General features: G+C 52.2%; 16 protein-coding genes. 9 read left to right on the forward strand and 7 right to left on the reverse strand.

The window, feature by feature from the left end; translation table 11 throughout:
- Positions 1-101 precede the first annotated feature (101 nt).
- From ABFZ83_RS14885 to ABFZ83_RS14900, 4 genes are read right to left on the reverse strand one after another with little or no spacing between them, the layout of a single operon-like run.
- On the reverse strand, positions 102-2,207 hold the full coding sequence (locus ABFZ83_RS14885) for a hypothetical protein (RefSeq protein ID WP_411817340.1): 2,106 nt from the start codon (positions 2,205-2,207) through the stop codon (positions 102-104).
- Complete coding sequence (locus ABFZ83_RS14890; protein WP_411817341.1) at positions 2,204-4,930, reverse strand: DUF4159 domain-containing protein; 2,727 nt, start codon at positions 4,928-4,930, stop codon at positions 2,204-2,206. Before ABFZ83_RS14890 ends, ABFZ83_RS14885 begins: the two co-directional genes overlap by 4 nt.
- A complete protein-coding gene (locus tag ABFZ83_RS14895) occupies positions 4,927-5,832 on the reverse strand; it encodes a DUF58 domain-containing protein (RefSeq protein WP_411817342.1) in 906 nt (301 codons plus the stop codon). The genes ABFZ83_RS14890 and ABFZ83_RS14895 overlap by 4 nt, the downstream gene beginning before the upstream one ends.
- A 17-nt stretch (positions 5,833-5,849) precedes the next feature.
- Positions 5,850-6,845: an AAA family ATPase gene (locus ABFZ83_RS14900; RefSeq protein WP_411817343.1), complete on the reverse strand. Its 996-nt coding sequence runs from the start codon at positions 6,843-6,845 to the stop codon at positions 5,850-5,852.
- A 316-nt stretch (positions 6,846-7,161) separates the two neighbouring features.
- Here ABFZ83_RS14900 and sppA point away from each other — a divergent pair, with 316 nt between their 5' ends.
- The 5 genes from sppA to ABFZ83_RS14925 all read left to right on the forward strand — a co-directional run bounded on the left by sppA (position 7,162) and on the right by ABFZ83_RS14925 (position 13,421).
- Positions 7,162-9,057 (forward strand): signal peptide peptidase SppA, encoded by a 1,896-nt coding sequence (gene sppA, locus ABFZ83_RS14905; protein ID WP_411817344.1) that lies wholly within the window; start codon positions 7,162-7,164, stop codon positions 9,055-9,057.
- 84 nt (positions 9,058-9,141) lie between these two features.
- The gene (locus ABFZ83_RS14910) at positions 9,142-9,738 is read left to right on the forward strand and encodes a DUF1285 domain-containing protein (protein ID WP_411817345.1); all 597 of its coding nucleotides are present in this window, start codon (positions 9,142-9,144) and stop codon (positions 9,736-9,738) included.
- Positions 9,731-10,408 carry a CoA pyrophosphatase gene (locus ABFZ83_RS14915; RefSeq protein ID WP_411817346.1) on the forward strand — a complete coding sequence of 226 codons (678 nt, stop codon included), beginning with the start codon at positions 9,731-9,733 and terminating at the stop codon, positions 10,406-10,408. Before ABFZ83_RS14910 ends, ABFZ83_RS14915 begins: the two co-directional genes overlap by 8 nt.
- Positions 10,405-11,643 (forward strand): CCA tRNA nucleotidyltransferase, encoded by a 1,239-nt coding sequence (locus ABFZ83_RS14920; RefSeq protein WP_411817347.1) that lies wholly within the window; start codon positions 10,405-10,407, stop codon positions 11,641-11,643. Before ABFZ83_RS14915 ends, ABFZ83_RS14920 begins: the two co-directional genes overlap by 4 nt.
- A 167-nt stretch (positions 11,644-11,810) precedes the next feature.
- Positions 11,811-13,421, forward strand: coding sequence for a long-chain fatty acid--CoA ligase (locus ABFZ83_RS14925; protein ID WP_411817348.1), 1,611 nt, complete (start codon positions 11,811-11,813; stop codon positions 13,419-13,421).
- Between the two features lie 41 nt (positions 13,422-13,462).
- On the opposite strand, the gene ABFZ83_RS14930 is transcribed toward ABFZ83_RS14925, so the two are convergent.
- Together ABFZ83_RS14930 and ABFZ83_RS14935 are read right to left on the reverse strand one after the other, a co-directional pair.
- On the reverse strand, positions 13,463-14,143 hold the full coding sequence (locus ABFZ83_RS14930; protein WP_411817349.1) for a ChrR family anti-sigma-E factor: 681 nt from the start codon (positions 14,141-14,143) through the stop codon (positions 13,463-13,465).
- Positions 14,136-14,783, reverse strand: coding sequence for an RNA polymerase sigma factor (locus ABFZ83_RS14935; protein ID WP_411817350.1), 648 nt, complete (start codon positions 14,781-14,783; stop codon positions 14,136-14,138). Before ABFZ83_RS14935 ends, ABFZ83_RS14930 begins: the two co-directional genes overlap by 8 nt.
- A 111-nt stretch (positions 14,784-14,894) precedes the next feature.
- On the opposite strand from ABFZ83_RS14935, the gene ABFZ83_RS14940 reads away from it, so the two are divergent.
- Genes ABFZ83_RS14940 through ABFZ83_RS14950 form a run of 3 tightly spaced genes read left to right on the forward strand, consistent with a single transcriptional unit; the run spans position 14,895 to position 17,546 of the window.
- Complete coding sequence (locus ABFZ83_RS14940; protein WP_411817351.1) at positions 14,895-16,262, forward strand: NAD(P)/FAD-dependent oxidoreductase; 1,368 nt, start codon at positions 14,895-14,897, stop codon at positions 16,260-16,262.
- On the forward strand, positions 16,259-17,083 hold the full coding sequence (locus ABFZ83_RS14945) for a DUF1365 domain-containing protein (RefSeq protein ID WP_411817352.1): 825 nt from the start codon (positions 16,259-16,261) through the stop codon (positions 17,081-17,083). The genes ABFZ83_RS14940 and ABFZ83_RS14945 overlap by 4 nt, the downstream gene beginning before the upstream one ends.
- Positions 17,076-17,546, forward strand: coding sequence for a DUF3833 family protein (locus ABFZ83_RS14950; protein WP_411817353.1), 471 nt, complete (start codon positions 17,076-17,078; stop codon positions 17,544-17,546). The genes ABFZ83_RS14945 and ABFZ83_RS14950 overlap by 8 nt, the downstream gene beginning before the upstream one ends.
- A 4-nt stretch (positions 17,547-17,550) precedes the next feature.
- On the opposite strand, the gene ABFZ83_RS14955 is transcribed toward ABFZ83_RS14950, so the two are convergent.
- Positions 17,551-18,315, reverse strand: coding sequence for an SDR family NAD(P)-dependent oxidoreductase (locus ABFZ83_RS14955; RefSeq protein ID WP_411817354.1), 765 nt, complete (start codon positions 18,313-18,315; stop codon positions 17,551-17,553).
- Between the two features lie 219 nt (positions 18,316-18,534).
- Between ABFZ83_RS14955 and ABFZ83_RS14960 the strand changes: the two genes are divergently transcribed.
- The gene (locus ABFZ83_RS14960; protein WP_411818847.1) at positions 18,535-18,960 is read left to right on the forward strand and encodes a fasciclin domain-containing protein; all 426 of its coding nucleotides are present in this window, start codon (positions 18,535-18,537) and stop codon (positions 18,958-18,960) included.
- Positions 18,961-19,008: the final 48 nt, after the last annotated feature.

The raw sequence follows: 19,008 nt of genomic DNA on the forward strand, positions 1-19,008 counted from the left end.
GAAACCGAAGACGAAAATTACCGCAGCGTAGTTTTCTGCCGTGTTAAGTAATTGATTAAATTTATCAGATTGCTGATCGAAGGACTTTGCGGCAATTAACCCTAATGCAAATCGGACTGCCGTTTTGCAAACCGCCCACTTTCTATCATCCAGGCAGCCAATAGGGTTAAGACTAGCAAAACGAGCCAGATGAAGGGCGACACAAGCGGGGCATCTTTTACATTTTCGATGCGTGCTGCGTCACGGATTGTGACCCCGGCCCAGTCATCGCCGGCACGATTTTTAGTATTTTGCTTCACGCGCCGAATATCGGGAAGATTTACAGATGAAGCACTGCGGACTGCAAATACGCCGCCCGCGGTTTGGCGCGCCAAGGGCTCAAGCAAGTTTCTGGTCGAGACGACATTTTGAAACTCAGGGATCGAGCCCAGTCCGATTGCACCAATCGCAAATAACTCTCCGGAGTTTGCGCGATAAAGGCCGCTTTCAACATTATCGAGTTTCGCTGTGAACAGGCCCGGCTCGGTTTCCGACAAGATTACTTCCCGCGTTTCACCGCTCGGAAACTCGATGGTCACATTTGGCGCTTCTTCCTCAATCGTCCGGCGCTCGACCAACAGACTTCCTGCGGAATCGCTCAGGTTCAAGGCTTCTTCTTCGAGTTCTGGTTCCTTCATGAGCCAATGGGCGATATGGCGCAGCAAGCTTGCATGCGGCCCGCCGCCATCAAAGCCGCGCGCCCAGAGCCAGACATGATCGGACAGAAACAGCCCGACGCGTCCTTCGCCAATCCGGTCAAGGATAAGGAGCGGCTCATCGTTCGGTCCTGTCAGGAGTGTTTCGCCGCGTAAATGCGTGACCGGCATCAATCGCAGCCATCGCCCCCAGATGTCTTCGTCATCAAGGTCCGCCGTAACTGGATGGCGCTTGCCAATATCGGAAACAAGTGGTCGGAAAGCTGTTTCTACCGCTGGCCCGGTCGGGAGGGCTGGCAAAATAAATGAAAGATTACGCCGCATCGCCAAGCTAAGCGGGCCATTATATTCCGGACCCGACGCAATCAGGACGGCCCCGCCATTGTCCACAAAGCGCGCAATATTGTCGAAATGGAATGACGATAATACGCCGCGATAGGTGTACCGATCAAAGATAAGAAGATCGAATTCATCGAGCTTGTCGATAAATAGCTCATCTTGCGGGAAAGGAATGAGCGCAAGTTCATCGACTGGCGTTCCATCATTTTTGTCGATTGGGCGAAGGATTGTGAAATGAACCAAATCGACAGCGGGATCTGACTTTAAAAGGTTCCGCCAAACGCGTTCACCGGGGTGGGGCTCCCCTGAGATCAACAATACCCGCAGGCGGTCACGCACAGCCGTAATCGGAAGAACCGCAATATTGTTCCGCGTCGTCAACTCACCGCTGCGTTCTTCGGCTTCGAGTTCAATAATCGTCCGGCCCGGCCGATTGAGAGGAACATCAAACCCGGCCTCTGTTCCTAACGGTACGGCCTCGCTAAGTACTTCCTCGCCATTGACCCGCAGCGTGACCACCGATGAGTTACGATCGGACACGACAATATCGTCGCGGCTGAAGTCATCGATTTGGAAAGAGACGCGTACGGATTGGCGCACGATACCATAACGGGGAGCGTTGATAAGCGTAATTTTCCGATCGGTTTCGGTTTCGCTGCCGGTCGTTAGAACATGGATAGGCGCATCGACTGACGTCATGGATGCGATTTCACCGGCGTCTACCGTTTGGCCGTCGGTGATTACAAAAACACCGCCCAATCGCTGGCGCGGCGTATCAGCCATCGCTTGCTGGATGGCATTTATTGTTCGGGTTTCTACGTCGCCGCTATAGGGAATCGTTTCGATCAATACATTCTCGAGCGCCTCTATCCGTTGGCGCAAACTTTCGGCGGCACTGGTCGCAACACGAGAACGCGCGTCGAGTTGCTGGCTCGCAGATTGGTCAACGAGAATTAAAGCAATATCTTCGAGCGGTGTCGTCTCTGCTTCTCGCTTGATCGGATTGGCAAGAAGCATCAGCAACGCGGCCACAGCCAACAGGCGCAAAAGGCCCGACCGCCAATTCTTGATAATGCCAATACCGCTGAAAAGGACACCGGCGATTGAAAGCGTCACCACGACCCAGGTCGGAAATATACTGTCAAACACAATGTCGGTGGGCGCAAAACTCATTTTCCTAGGCGCTCCAACAAAATCGGTGTGTGCACTTGGTCGGATTTATAGTTCCCGGTGAAGGCAACCATGACCATATTAACGCCGGCCCTATAGGCGAGTTCGCGGCCGCGCGGCCCGCCGCTGGTCATCGGGCGCATCGGCCTGCCAAAATTATCGGCGGCCCAAGCACCCGCCCAATCGCGCCCGCCGATAATGACGCCCGTAACGCCGTCATTTGAACCGCTTGTATCCGCTTCAACCCAGACAGGATTATTGTTCATGCGACCGGTCAATCCATTGAGCAGGTAAAAAGAGCGCGTCAATACATGCTGATTGGTGACAGGGGTCAGGGACGGGATGTTCAGGCTTTTCAAAATCCGCTGAAGGGCTTGGCTTTCAGGTGTCGTCCCGGCCCCAACAAATCGCTCATCATCGCGGGTATCGATGAGCAACAAGCCGCCGAAATTGATGAAATTTTCGATATTGGCGAGGGCTGCATCGGACGGAACAGGGGTGTCGCCTGAAATTGGCCAATATAAGAAAGAATAGACCGCCAAATCATCAGTATCAGGATTAATGGCGGCAGGCGGGGCTGGTTCGATGGCCGTGCGGCGGTGCAATTCCCGGCTTAATGCGGCGAGACCCTGTTCAGCCAAATTATCAAGCCCCGGGTCGCCGGTTTCAATGAAGGCCAGACGGGTGGTGAGTGCTGCGTCGGCCGTGCGTCCGGCGATTGGTCGATCCAAGGGTTGTGCGAAAGCCGCGTCATTCAGATTGAACGTGGCTGCAATCGCAATGGCTATGACCATAGCGGATGCACGCATACGAAGCGCACCACTTAATCTGAGCGCGACCAATCCATCGAGCAGAAATAAAAGCAGCGCGACTAAAATAAATGGCGGCCGGAGATCACGCGGTGGCGCGCTAACATAAGGTTTGAGCGCAACGCCATCTAATTTGAGTTCGCTGAAGCCTGTTTCCATATCAATTGCATTTAATGCGAGCGGTGATTCTTGTGCTCCGTAAAAACCGGGCGCGCGAATTGGTGAGGGCGTGTCGGAAAGTTGCGAGATCGTCAGGGGGACCGCCGTGTCGTCAGGGCGCATTAATCGGCCTTGCCCATCAAGTAATCGAAGGGGCGGATATCTGACCTCGGCCTGATCGTTGACCGCATCGGGCCCTATCGTCGAGAGGAAGGTTAGCTTGCGGAGCATTTCCACAAAAAGGCCCGAGATTGGCAGGTCTGACCAATCCGGGGTAGCAGTCACATGAAACAGCGCGATGACGCCAGCGCCGGTACGCGTACCGGTGACCAATGGCGTTCCGTCCATCAGGCGCGCCCATGTTTTGTTGGTTGTTTCGCCGCCCGGTTCCGCAAGAACCTGTCTGCGAACGAGAACGTCATCGGGAATTGCAATTCCGGTGAAGGGGCTGTCGTCAGAAAAGTCATCCAACTTTTGTGGAGTTTCCCACGTTAACGCACCGCCAAAGGCGCGCCCGCCGCCGCGAAGGGCTACCGGCAACAATTCGGGCGATTCGCCTTGTGCGGCCTCGGCCAATACGGGGCCCGCAAAACGAATGAGGACGCCGCCGCTTTCTATCCAGTCGCGTAGCGCGTTTGTTTCACTCGTCCGGAGTTTGCCAATATCATCGAGAATGATCACCGATGCATCGCTCTCAAGCAGGTTTTGCAAACTGCCCTCAATAAACGCCGCATAGGGGCTGAGTGACTGGCGGATATAATGAGCGCCAGATAAAAGGCTTTCACTCGCGCGGTCGGCCCCGTTCACAAGACCGATTAAGGCGCGGCGGTTGCGCGCATCCGTTAGTTGGACGGCACCGGCTGAAGAAATATTTTCGATCCGGACAATTGAAAGGTCATTCGCGAGCGCGAGCGGCAGGTTTATTGTGACGTTACGGTCGCGTTCACCGTCGGCCATTTCAAACTCGGCCCGCGCGAGTTCCCGCCCATCACGAGCAATAGCGACCAACGCACCATCAATCGGTCCGGACGCGCGCAACCGCTCAACACGATAATTCAGGCTGTCGCCAATTCGTTCCGCAGGCCGCAGGATAAATTTGGGTGCGGCCCTATCAATAAAAACAGAAAGATCACCAAATTCTTTTAGTCTATTCGCTAGCGCTTGATCATCAGGGCCAGCCAATCCGTCAGAGAACCAACGAATATCGGCGCGCTCGTTTAGATAGGGCTCTAGCTCTGCAAGTCGGCTGTGCGCTGCATTCCGATCAGAATACAAAGCTTGCGGCTCCAGCCGGTCTGCGATTTTTCGAACGGCTTCACCGGTCAGCGGTTCAATTGCTGCACTCTCGCGCTTGGGGGCTGTTGTGATCAGGAAGAATGGCCGATCCGATTGGGTGGCTTCCGCCGCCGCTTCTAACATTGCGTCTCGGCATTTTGACCAATGTTGTGCCGCCACAAGCGTGTCGTCAATAACCGCGATAATAGGGCCACTTCTCTCGCCTATAGGCGGTGCATTCAAAATCGGTCCGGCAAGTCCGATAATGATGAGGCCGGCAATGAACAGCCGAAGAAGTAATAGCCACCACGGCGTCCGGTCCGGTGTCTCGCGTACGGACTGTAATTGTTTGAGAATGACAAAGGCCGGAAATTTCTGTCTTTTCGGTGACGGCGGGGTCGCGCGCAGCAATAGCCAAATGAATGGCAGCGTAACCAGCGCGGATAAAATCAGCGGCGTTGTAAAACTCAATGCGCCCATCATGAATTCCACCCGCGTAGATCCGCAAGCGCGGTGAACATCGAAAGAAGAACGGTCTGCGGTGGATAGTCAGTGCGATGGGCCGTAAATGTCCAACCATATTTCCGGGCGATACTGACTAACCCTTCCCGATGAAGGTTGAATTTCTCTTTGTAGGAGGATTGCAACGCGGTCGTGTCACCAAATGTCAGGCGGGCGTCGCTTTCCAGATCACGAAACTCGACACGGCCTTCGAAAGGAAAGTCTTCCTCTGACGGATCGCAGATCTGCAACAAAATTCCCTTCGCGCCACTATTCGCGAATGCCGCCACCGAACGTTCCACGGTTTCCAGCGGCGCAAAAAAATCACTGACAAAAACAGTGCGTGTCCCGGCGGGCAAGCTATTCGTTGTTGGAATATCGCTATGGTCCGCGAAACGTCCGATCTCCAGCGCCTCAAGCATCCGCTCCGGCGCGGTGCGGCCTTGGAACGGACGTCGGTGTGTGCGCTCAGATATCAAGCCAATCCGCTCGCCCGCTTGAGAGAGCAAGATCGTGAGCGCCGTTATCAAGATGTCAGCGCGTTCGCGTTTTGTGGGTGTATGGCGGTTATAGGCGAAATTGAGCGATTGCGATCCATCGCGCCAGAAATAAGCGGCTGCGGCGGCTTCCCATTCATTCTGGCGCACATATAACCGATCCGCAGCGCGCGCAGATTGGCGCCAATCAATGCTGGATACCGGATCACCAAACCCATAGGGGCGATGTTGCCAAAAGGTTTCGCCCGGTCCGGCCCGTCGCCGCCCATGCAGGCCGACCGCAACAGAATGTGCAATGCGCTCAGCTTCCAACAATAGCGCAGGGAAATGCGCCGCCGCATCTTCGGCCGCATGCTGAATATCTATTGGTGATCGTGTTGACGGCATGTCGGCACGCCTTTCGTTCAGCACGCCCCCGCGACAAGGTCTTCGATGAAGCTGTTCACATCAATACCTTCAGAGCGTGCGGAAAAATTCAATGCCATACGGTGACGCAAAACCGGCCCCGCCAAGCGGCGAACATCATCAAGCGAAGGTGCGTGTCGCCCTTCGATCAGCGCAAGCGACCGCGCCGCGAGCGAAAAGGCTTGGCTTGCCCGTGGACCGGGACCCCAGGCCACAAATTGTTTTACCTTTTCATTGGCATCATCGGTGGGGCGGGCACCGCGCACGAGCTTCAATATCGCATCCACCACCTGCTCGCCGATTGGCATTTGCCGGACCAATTTTTGTGCGGCGATCAAGTCATCTGCGCTCATCACCGCGCTGACATCACTTTGATCAGAGCCGGTCGTTGCCGCCAGCATTTTTCGTTCGGAATCAAGATCAGGATATTGAACATCAATCTGCAAGAGAAACCGATCAAGCTGCGCCTCCGGCAGAGGGTAGGTTCCCTCCTGTTCGATCGGATTTTGTGTCGCGAGAACATGGAATGGCGCGGGAAGATCATGCCGCTCGCCCGCGACCGTGACATGCTGCTCCTGCATGGCCTGCAAAAGCGCCGATTGGGTTCGCGGGCTTGCCCGGTTGATCTCGTCCGCCATCAGGAGTTGGCAAAAGATCGGTCCGGGCACGAAACGGAATTCGCGCCGTCCGGACGCGCTTTCTTCCAGAACCTCCGAGCCGAGCACGTCACCGGGCATCAAATCCGGGGTGAATTGTACTCGTTTCGCCGACAAACCCAGCAAATCCGCCACGGATGTGACCAATAGGGTCTTTGCCAGTCCCGGCGCGCCGACTAATAAACCGTGGCCCCCTGCGGCAAGTGTAGCAAGTGTGAGGTCGATCACCTCGTCCTGACCGAACACAACCTTGCCGAGTGCGGCCTTCGCCCCGCCAAATTTTACCGAAATCTCATCAAATTTCTGCAATAGATCTTGGGTAGCTTGGGTTTCTGTCATGCGGTGCTCATATATGGTGCGGTAAGGGCTTCGAATTTGGTCTTTATTTGGAATAGCACGGCTGAACGAAGGGTAAAGAACCGCTTAGCAAGGAAAGTGAACGTATTGTCGAAAATAACCTTGCCACTTGCGGGTTTACGCCCAATGTCATTACCATATCTCAATGAACTCGCGGGATTTTATCGAATTGGTCCCGGGTTCAAACGGGGGTTCGTCAATTTGGCGAAGATTAGAAATTGATTTGGCGCTTGTTTTCGAGAGGCCAAAATTGCCGAGCCTGATATTTGGGTGTGGCGGAGAGTAAAAGGGGACATTTGTGTCTGATCACGAGTCGAAATTTACAGTTTGGGGCTTTGTAAAGGGATTTGCAAAGTTGGTCATCGGCACTTTGCTATTGTTGCAAGGGTTGATTGGTCTCGTTGTGCTGCTGCTGTTCGTTGGTGTTCTTGTCAGCGTCACAAATGGCATCGCCGATGCCGAAGGCGACAAAGTATCTGTATCTATCCCTGATGGCGCGGCATTAGTCCTCGATCCGAATGGTGTCCTTGTTGAAATGACCGAGGAGGTCAATCCGCTCGAAGTATTCCGCGATGAAGCGTATGGCATCAATGAGCCATCGCAAATTTCCGTTCACGACATCGTTAAAGTCATTCGGGGCGCGAAAGACGACAAGCGGATCAAGGGCATCGTGCTTGATCTCGGCTCGTTCGGCGCATCAATGAGCAGTGCCAGTAAATTGCACTACATCAATGATGAACTCATAAAGTTTAAAGAAAGCGGCAAAAAGATCGTCGCGGTCGGTGATTACTACAGTCAGGACCAATATCTATTGGCGTCGACGGCTGATGAAATCTACATGAATGATTACGGTAATCTGGTTGTATATGGTTATGGTGCTTATGGACCTTACTTCAAATCGTTCCTTGAAAAGTTGAAAATCACCAGCCATGTCTTCCGAGTAGGTACTTTCAAATCTGCGATTGAACCTTTCATCCGTGATGATATGTCGCCAGAGGCGAAAGAGGCTAACATAGCCTATCTTGACGTTCTGTGGCGTGAATATGCGAACCGCGTAAATACCGCGCGTGGGCTTGAACCTGGCACAATCGAGAATTACGCGAACAATTTGGGCCCAATCATGAGGTCTGTCGATGGTGACTTTGCGAAAGCGGCGCTTGAAACAGGTCTCGTTGACGAGTTGATGTCCCGCGCTGAGATGAACGAAAAGCTTATTGAGCTTTTCGGCAAATCAAAAGACGGAAAATCGTTCAAGAAGGTCGGTTTCCAGCGCTATCTAGTCGCGCAAGATGGGCCAACGGACGGGTCTGCGCCCAATATCGCTGTTGTTACCGCTGCGGGGACAATCGTTGATGGAGAGGCCCCTGTCGGTCGTGCGGTGGGCGGCGATACGTTAGCCGCTACGCTCAAAAAAGCGCGTGAGGACGAAAAAGTAAAAGCGGTCGTATTGCGGATTGATAGTCCGGGCGGATCGGCTTTCGCGTCTGATATTATCAGAGACGAAATCCTCGCCTTGAAAAAGGCCGGCAAACCGATTGTTGCGTCGATGGGATCTTTGGCGGCTTCGGGCGGCTATTGGATTGCGGCGGATGCGGATGAAATCTGGGCATCGCCAACGACGATTACGGGCTCAATTGGTATTTTTGGCTACTTCAATACTTTCGAGAATACAGCGGCTGAGGTTGGCATATTCGTCGACGGTGTTGGAACAACGACTCTGGCACCGATGCTTGCAACCGGCGTTGGGCCACTTCCCGAGGCCGGGAGCGAGATCATCCAATTGTCTGTTGAAAATGGCTATGACCGTTTTCTAACTGTTGTCGGCAATGGTCGCGGGCTTGAAAAATCTTATGTCGATGAAGTCGGGCAGGGCCGGGTTTGGATCGGCGAACGCGCAAAAGACCTTCGACTTGTGGACAATCTCGGCACATTCGACGATGCGATCGTAGCTGCGGCGAAGCTAGCCAAGCTGGATAAATATGACATTGTCGATCTGCGTGAAAAACGCACGCCGTTCGAGATTCTTTTGGGCAACCTGTCCGTCAAGGCCAGCGCAGCATTGGGGCTTGGCACGTCGGAACAATCCCGAGGCATGGTGACAAAACTGCTGAAAGCGGTTGAAGATCAAACAGTGTTCTTTGAAGAATTTAACGATCCAAATGGCGCTTATGCCCGTTGCATTACTTGCGAATAAACGCGGCGTAGCTTCCAATGCGGTAAGCGACGCAAATTAACAATCAAGGGCCGGCGTCGTCAAAAACGACGCCGGTTTTTTCATATGACTGACCTGATGCGATATGCGGCCGAACTTGAAAAAACAGACGGGAAATCTCTTCCGCCTGTCGAAAAGTGGAATCCGGATTTCTGCGGTGACATCGACATGGTCATCAAAAGCGATGGCACATGGTTTTATGAGGGCACGCCAATTGGACGCGCACGATTAGTCCGTTTGTTTTCGACGGTATTAAAGCGCGAGGGCGATAAGCACTTTTTGGTGACACCGGTCGAAAAGCTCGGGATCACCGTCGAGGACGCGCCATTTCTCGCCGTTCTGATGAATGTCGAAGGTGCGGACGATGACCGGACTTTAAAATTTACGACAAATGTTGGCGACGAAGTGGTGGCCGGACCAGAGCATCCCATCGAATTTCGAAAACCATCTACAAATGCCGAAGGTAAACCCTATATCCATGTAAGAGCCGGCCTTGAGGCGCTGATTGCGCGGCCGGTTTTTTATGACCTTGTTAGTCTCGGCGAAATTGAGGAAATTGACGGCGAGGCAGTCTTTGGCGTCCGCTCGGCGGGCGAGTTTTTTGCTTTTGGTGCCGCAGACGAAATTTTTGACGGAAGTCCGATAGACCAATCAAATGAGTAACGAACCCTTTTTTACCGCCGATTCTGCTGACATCCTGAAGTCCAGAATCGAGGCGAATTTGCGCAGTGCCACATCAAGCCGCGTGCGTGAACTCTTCAGCGAGATCAATCCGGACCTCGTGGGGGATAAGCGGTTTGAGAAACGGTGGAGCAACGAGCGCAAAGATGCGGCGGTGTTGATACCGCTTGTGCCTAGGCAAGAGACCCTGAATATCGTTTTGACAGTGCGGTCATCTAAAATGCCTTCTCATCCCGGGCAGATTAGTTTTCCTGGCGGAAAGTCGCAGCCGGAAGATGATGGTCTGGTGTCGACGGCACTTCGCGAGGCCCATGAAGAAGTCAATATTGCGCCCGAATCCGTTGAAGTGCTTGGCTCGCTCGGTGTTCATATGGGTGGCCTTGGGTTTGCGGTTACGCCAGTTGTCGGCTTGGTTGATCCGTCGGCGCCGTTGAAACCATGCCCGAGGGAAGTGGACGAAATTTTCGAAGTGCCGCTCGATTTTATCGCGAACCTGGACAATCACATTACTGAAGACCGGGTCCATGAAGGTGTAAATTACAAAATGTATGCCGCGCCCTATGGCTCCTATCATATCTGGGGGCTGACTGCGGGAATTTTGCGAAGTTTTGCAGAGATTGTGCAAGAGGCACGTCTCGAGACAGATAGATGAGTGACCGTGGATCCCTTGTTCCGTTGACGGATAGTCAGAGAGAACATTTTTCCTGGCTACGGGATCCGCATGTCGAAAAGATCATAAAAGCCTTTAATACGGCCGATAGCGGTGCGCTTCGTTTTGTGGGCGGCTGTGTCCGCGACAGCCTGTTGGGGCAGCGCCCGAAAGATATTGATGCGGCAACAACATTGCGTCCCGAGCAGGTTATAGACCTGCTTGCGAAGGCCGGGTTGCGTTCGGTGCCGACGGGTGTGGAGCACGGGACCGTCACAGCCATCGCGGATCATAAGGCGATTGAAATAACAACGCTGCGGTCAGATATTTCAACGGATGGCCGGCGCGCGACCGTTGCCTTTACAGATGATTGGGCTGAGGACGCGAAGCGTCGAGATTTCACTGTAAATGCGATTTATTTAACGCCAGATGCGCAATTGTTCGATCCGACCGGTGGTGTCAATGATTTGTCGCAGCGGCGCGTCGTCTTTATCGGAAATGCGGAGGAGAGAATAAAAGAGGATTATCTCCGTATAATGAGGTTTTTCAGATTCTCTGCCAGATTTTGCGAGGGGTTTGATCCGGCAGGCCTTGCGGCGTGTATGGCCTTAAAGGACGGAATTTCTTCACTATCGGCAGAAAGGGTTGGCGAGGAGTTTTCGCAAATTCTGCGGCTTCCCAAAGCGCGCTTTGCCCTTGAAGGTATGAAGGAAACGGCAATCTTGCCGATGATTTGGCAAAGCCCAGCAGATTTGGATGCGTTAGAGCGCATCAAAAAAGTCGATGCAGCGGCTTCGGTACCGCTGCTGCTGGCCGCGCTTTATGGCGACGCGGGGAGCGGGATTGACCAACGGCTCAGAACCTCCAATGCGGAAAAGGCTATTCGCGAAAATGCCTTGGATGCGTTCAAAAAACTCCGCGCGCCTTTTGATCAAAAAACAATTCGCGCGCAGCTTTATCGGCTCGGCAAGGATAGTTTTGCAGACGGGCTAACGCTGGCATATGCAAATAAGCGTCTGCCTGCGCAAGAATTCAGGCGTGTGATGGAGTTGATCTCCACTATCGAAGTGCCCGAATTCGCCATTTCCGGAAAACATATTGTTGCTGCCGGTGTCCCGCCGGGACCCGCGATTTCTGCGCTCCTTGCGTCGATTGAGGCGCGATGGATCGACGAAGATTTTCCCGGCGAGGAACGTCAACACGAGCTTTTGCGTGCTGCGATTCCGGTTGCAAATTAGGCCGGCGTAAAACGAGATCTCCAGCCCAAATTTGGTGCATTGTCTATTTGACCAATACCGCTCTCCTAGGCTCTATTGGGGGAAGAATGATGCCTTAAAATCGAATGATTGCCGGGGTAGTGGTATAAAATATCGATTTAGGCGACCGAATGGAGAGGGAAAACGCTATGATGGGACTAATGATGGACCGGCCGCTTTTGACGACCGAGATCCTAAAACACGCGGTGCGAAATTATCGGAACACCGAAATCGTCACGCGCACGGTCGAAGGTCCCATCCATCGATATACAGTTGCCGATTCGAGTAAGCGAATTGCGCAATTGGCGAATGCGCTGATTGATATGGGCGTAAAGCCCGGTGACCGAATTGGCGTGATTGGTTGGAACACCCATCGCCAGTTCGAGTTATATTACGCGATTGGCGGCATTGGTGCGGTTTTGCACACGGTCAATCCGCGCCTGGGGCCAGAAAATGCGGCCTTCGTTATCAATCATGCCGAAGATTCGTTTCTCTTCTATGATATTACCTTTGCTCCCTTGGTTGCAGCATTGAAACCGGCGTTAAAGACGGTCAAAGAATATTGCGTAATGACCGATAGCGATAATGCCCCGGAAGGCGGGGCGCATGTTTATGAAGAGGTTATTGCTCCGGCTAGCAATCAATTTGAATGGCCTGAATTTGATGAAAATACAGCCGTTGCCATGTGCTATACTTCGGGGACGACTGGCGATCCAAAGGGGGTGGTTTACAGTCATCGCGCATTGGTTTTGCAGGCGTTCGGGAGTGTGCTCCCGACGGCGTTAGGCGTTGATGAAGGCGACTCGATATTGCCGGTTGTGCCGATGTTTCATGTGAACGCATGGAATACGCCCTATTCGAGTTTAATGGTTGGCCTTAAACAAGTTTTCCCTGGTCCGCGCCTTGATGGTGAGGGACTGTATGAAATGCTTGAAAATGAAAAAGTGACCTACAGCGTCGGTGTACCGACGGTTTGGCTTGGGTTGCTTCAATATCTCGAAAAGACCGGCAAAACACTGACCCATTTGAAAACCGGCTTAAGCGGTGGTTCGGCGTTACCCGAAGCCTTGATCCGCGGTTTTGAAAAATATGATGTACATCTTCGCCAAGGCTGGGGCATGACCGAAATGTCGCCGATTGGAACGGTTAACTCGTTGCCGCCACACCTGAAAAAACTCCCACTTGATGAGCGGATCCCTTATGAGCTCAAGGCGGGCAGGGCGCTTCCCTTTGTTGATATGCGGATTGTCGATGCGGCAGGAAAACAATTGCCGCATGATGGTGTGTCTGATGGCCACCTTCAGGTGCGTGGACCGTGGATTATCGGCGAATATTATAAAGCTGAAGGCGAGACACTGACCAACGATGGCTGGTTCGACACAGGCGATGTGGCGATCATCGATGAAGAAGGCTTCATGCAGATCACGGATCGATCCAAAGACGTCATCAAAACTGGGGGCGAGTGGGTTTCGTCAATCGACATTGAAAATGCGGCACTGATGCACCCCGGTATTGCACAGGCAGGCGTGATCGGTGTGCATCACCCGAAATGGCAAGAAAGACCATTGCTGATTGTTGTTAAAAAAGAAGGCCATGATCCGAGACCAGAGGAAATCAAGGATTTCCTGAAAGACAAAATTGACAAGATCGCGTGGCCGGATGCAGTTGAATTTGTCGATGAAATTCCGCTTGGGGCGACAGGGAAAGTCTTGAAGACCGAGCTTAGAAAAATTTTCAAAGACTATAAGCTACCGGCCTAGCATTTGAGATTGACCTCCGGCATTGCGCTGGAGGTCATTTTTTAGACGCCAAGAAGCGGCTGGATAATTTTATAGATTGGGTTTTTGAAAACCAACGCGCCTTCGTCGACCACGAGTGAGATACAATCCTCGCCATGGGCGTCGATGATTGGTTGGTGAACGCAATTTTCATCTTCGCAATGAAGATCACCAACGCCATAATTTTCGCCATTCACATTGTATCCGCCCTGAAGAATAAGTGTCCATTCTTGTCCGCGATGAGTGTGAACCGGTAATTTCAACCCTTGTTTCGCTTTCAGCAAATAAAGCCTTTCCCCATCTTCACCCAGTAGCGGGGCGCGCTCGACGCCGGGGCCGCTCTTCTTCCACTTCAGGTCGATCTCTGAAGTTTCTAGAAATTTCTGTAACGGGGATGGAATCCAGCCAGAGGCACGGCTTTGATCACGCGCAGTTGCTGATGGGGCATGGGCGGGCATATCACTGTCAGGTAGCGCAAGTGACAAACGCGTAAGAAAGTCATTAGACAGATCTTCGCCTTTTGCGCTTTCTATAAACGCGCCGCCAATCTCGTCATACACATTTATCTTCGCCGCAATCGCCGGCGCGATGGCCATCTGACAATCAATCAACAGGCTTTTCGCCGGCGTCAGCGTGCCCGATGAATATGACGCGAGCCATTCTTCATTTGCGGTGTGACGGGGTGATAAACTCGTGCTAGTCATTAAAATACTCCGAAAACTCAGTCATGCTTTCCTGCATTTTTTTCAATGGTGCGCGGATCCGGCTTTTTACGGTTCCAAGCGCTAAACCGGTTCTTTTGGCGATTTCGCCATGCGAAAGCCCTTCGAAAAATGATAGGTAGAGTACATGTTTTTGTTCAGCCGGTAGCAGGGCGAGCTGTTTGTGAATTGCGGCGGATATCTCGTTCTGGTCAAACGCTGCGTCCGCGCCATCAACTGCGCCATCTACGAGGGCGACGAGGTCATCCGGGGCGGTAACGTCCACTCGTTGTGATTTTCGCTTGCAATCAATCCACCGGTTTCTCGTTAGGCGAAAAAGCCACGTCGAAAATTTGCCGCGCGATGGATCATATTTGTTCGCCTTCACCCAAACGGTGACCATAACGTCCTGAACGATATCTTCCGCGGCATGCGAGTCTTCACCGCGACAAACAAGCCAGGATTTAAGGCGCGGGCCGTAATGCGACGCGAGCGAATTAAGCGCATCCCGGTCGCGGTGATTGCGCACTTTTTCGATTAAAACTTCATCTGTATCGCTGCGATTGGGCATGGCAATTACCACACCAACTTTTGGCGATATCGACGGCGCTGATAGCTGGCTTCGCGATTGTTCAAGGGACATGTTACTCTCCTAGGAACACTTACGCGCCAAACCGGCGGTTGGATCACTCGATCCAAACTCATGTAAAATGCGTAACAAAGGGGCAGCAAAAATCCAGGCATCACAAATTATATGAGCAAAATCACAAATTTAGCTAGCCCACGGTCCGCTGGCGCGCGCCCACGTGTGGCGGTTATTGGCTCCGGAATATCAGGGCTTTCAGCGGCTTGGGGGCTCAATCGTGATTGTGATGTCTTTGTTTTTGAACGGAACAATTATATTGGCGGGCACACCAACACGGTCATTTTTGATGCGCCGGAAGGACCTGTGCCGGTCGACACCGGTTTCATCGTCTATAATGACCCAAATTATCCCAATTTAGCCGCGCTTTTCGACCGCCTGGGCGTGCGTTCAAATTCGACGGAGATGCATTTCTCGGTTTCTGCGCGCGACAGAGGGATAGAATATGCGAGTAACGGCATATCCGGGCTTTTCGCAGATCTGAGAAACATCACACGCCCCCGCTTTTTTGCGATGCTCGCCGATATTCTGCGGTTTTATGCGTCCGCGCCGGGCCTTGTTGGGGCGTCTGATGATTTGACGCTGGGCGAATTTTTACGCCGTAAACGATACGGAGCGACCTTCGTACGCGATCATATCTTGCCGATGGCGGCGGCAATCTGGTCGTGTCCTGTCGGCACCATTTTGGACTTTCCAGTAAAAAGCCTTGCCCGTTTTTTTATCAATCACGGCCTGGTCGAGCTAGGAACACCATTTGAATGGAAGTCAGTGAGTGGTGGGAGCGCGTCCTACATCGCGCCATTAACCGCAGATTTTGGCGAAAAGATATTTTTGAACGCCAAAGTCATGGGGGTACGGCGTATTTCAACCGGTGTTGAACTTTCATTTGGTGACGGGAATGTACAGCTTTTCGATCAGGTTGTATTTGCCTGCCACGCGCCGCAGACGCTTGCGCTGCTAACCGATGCGACACCGCGAGAGCGTGATGTTCTTTCTGCATTCCGAACCCAACCCAATACCGCAATTCTTCATACGGATGAAAACTGTATGCCGCGCCGAAAGCGAGCATGGGCAAATTGGAACTACCTTTCCGATTATTCCAATCAGCAAGAAATATCTGTCACCTATTGGATGAATGCGCTGCAAGATCTGAAAACAGAAACGAACTGCTTTGTTACGCTAAACCCTTTCCACCCTCCGCAACCAGGTAAAGTCATTGCAAGTTTTGAATATGACCACCCGGTGTTCGATCCGGTGGCAACGAAAGCCCAACAGCGCCTTTGGGATATCCAGGGGCATGACCGCGTGTGGTTTGCTGGTGCGTGGATGGGGTATGGCTTCCACGAGGATGGATTACAGGCTGGGCTGGCCGTCGCTGAGGGCATGACAGAATGGCGACGCCCGTGGGATTTCGATTTCACGAAAGAGCGTCTGGCGCGGACCTATTCCGGTGCGGATAAGGCAAGTTTGGCAGCATGACCCATGCCAGCTTTTACATAGGCAACGTCCATCACGCGCGGTTATCCGGCCCCGGTCATCAGTTCGATTATGGTGTCGCCTATGTTTGTATTGACCTGGATCGAGCAGAAAAATGTAACGACTATTCGAAATTATTTGGCTGGAATAAACGCCGCGTAATGAATGTTAACCCAAAAGATCACGGAGATGGAAAAACAGATAATCTGGCCCGTTGGGTGCGCAAAACCTTACGAAAGAACGGCGTTGATCGCTCGGTGACTAAGATTGATCTTTTCACGATGCCACGAATTTTCGGCTATGTGTTCAATCCGATCTCAATATATTTCGTATACGAAGGTAATGACACACATCATGTGTTATATGAAGTGAACAACACTTTTGGTGGGCGTCATTTCTACCTAATGCCGGTCGAGACTTCGCGGCAGAGCCATAACCATAAATGCGAAAAAGAATTCTATGTATCGCCGTTTTTTGATGTTGAAGGGTGTTACGAGTTTTCTTTGTCAGATCCTGCAGAGACGATGAAACTGTTGATCAAATATTTCGACGGTACTGGGACAAAAGCATTAACGGCTTCGTTCACAGGGCAGAAGGCGAAAATCACGACCGGACGTTGCGTGAAAACGCTGCTCGCCTTCCCGTTTATGACACTAGGCGTGATGCTGGGCATTCATTGGCAAGCGCTAAAGCTCTTTCTGAAGGGGGCGCGTGTCAAAGACGCAAAGGGTAGGGAGAAGCAATTCGGTAAAATCACAGGCGAACAAAAAACCAATGCTGTGCGGCGGGGCAAGATTTCTGAAGCGGAGTTGATCAATGGATGACCACCGAGAGATAAGTTTAGACGCTGAAACCTCGCCAGCTTTCGGATATGCGATCCGCTGCCTTGCAGGCAAGCGACACTGGGAAGGCGTAGCCTCATCATTTTGGGGGCTTTATCGCCGCGCATTCTCGATCATTTCAAATGGTCGGGTTCAGGCAAGCAAGCTCCTGTTTGACGAGAAAATCGAATTTGCAGACGGAGAAGTTCAGGATCGCTCATGGCAACTCATCGATTCTGCGCGCGGCGTCTTATTGCAAACCGACAACGCCAAACTGAAAAAGCCCGGCGCGCTTGAGAATGGCGTTTTCGAAATTGTCTATGATCTGAAAATTGCTGGGGTTTGGGTGGCATATGTTGATCAATTCAAAATCGATGATCAGGGTAATGTCGAAAATTGGGGCTTCATGAAGCTGTTTGGCATCACCATCATGGCAATAAAGGTCTATTCTCCTGTTACAGGCTAAGTGATCAGGACGCGTCCGGTCGGTCTCGGAGCATTTTTTTGGTGAGTCTAAAATAAAATGACTTCGGGATCGTCGCTAAAAATTTAAGGCTCCAGGCAAGACGACGAGGGAATACTGTTTCAAACTGGTGCCCAGATATACCTTTGATGATTCTGTCGGTCGCGGCATCAAGCTCCATCAGAAAGGGCATTTCAAAGTCATTTTTATCCGTGAGCGGTGTTTTTACAAATCCCGGTGAGATCAATTTGACGTCGATATTCTGAGGGCGCAGTTCCGCGCGAAGGGTCTCGCTCAAGCGCATGATTGCGGCCTTTGACGCGCAATAGGATCCGGCTTGAGGCAAGCCAACATAGCCAGCGACAGAGCCAACTATTGCGATAGTGCCCGAGCCCTGTTGTTGCATCGCCGGGATAACCGCATCGAGACAATTGAGGGTGCCAAAGTAGTTTATATCCATTATCGCCTTATAGGCACTGAGCTTGAAATCACGTGCGTCCGTGGGCTTATGGTTTCCGGCATTGAGGATCGCCAGATTGAGGGGGCCTGCTTCGCCAATAAACTGATTTATGGCACTCACTGTGGCGGCATGGTCTGTCGTATCAAATATAAGCGGATAAGCCTTGGGGTGATCCCTACGGATTTCTTCAAGGGCGTCTTTATTCCGTCCACAGATACCTACGACAGAACCAGCTTTCAAATACCGCAATGCAACAGCTTTGCCGATGCCGCTTGATGCCCCAGTAACCAGAACCGTCGGAAAATTTCTCATCTTCCACTAACGCATGAGCGGCGAGATTGGTTCACATATTTCTTGAAAATAATTTGCCGTGAAATATGCATCTATCCTCCTGACCGGCCCGTAGACAATTCATCGTTTCCATTAATGAAGAAAAGGGCTTCCCCCATGTCACCATTTATCAAAGCTGCCTGCCTCGCATCTGCGATCGCTATTCTGCCGGCTTGTGCCTCCGTCGCCGAGCACCATTCCATGACCAAAGAGGTCGAGCAGAATGATATCGTCGATACGGCTGTTGCCGCAGGTTCGTTCACAACACTTGTCGCCGCGGTCCAAGCGGCTGGACTAGAAGAAACTCTACGTAGCGAGGGACCTTTTACCGTCTTTGCACCGACCGATGCGGCTTTCGCTAAACTCCCTGAGGGTACTGTAGAAAGCCTGCTGCTTCCAGAGAATAAAGCCAAGTTGGTTGATATTCTAACCTATCACGTTCTGCCATCTGCCGTCGCGTCGGGCGACATCGCGGGCAAGACCCTCGACGTTGAGACAGTGCAAGGAACGACGGTCTCAGTTGACGCAACCGATGGCGTGATGATCGACAACGCGACTGTTGTTCAAGCAGATATCGATGCATCGAATGGAATCATCCACGTAATTGACACGGTGTTGATGCCTTAACTGCGAAAGGCGGAATTCTCTTCATTCTGCCTACAAATGTTTAAAAGC

It is taken from the genome of Hyphococcus formosus, assembly GCF_046736345.1.
In the GTDB taxonomy this organism is placed as follows: domain Bacteria; phylum Pseudomonadota; class Alphaproteobacteria; order Caulobacterales; family Parvularculaceae; genus Hyphococcus; species Hyphococcus formosus.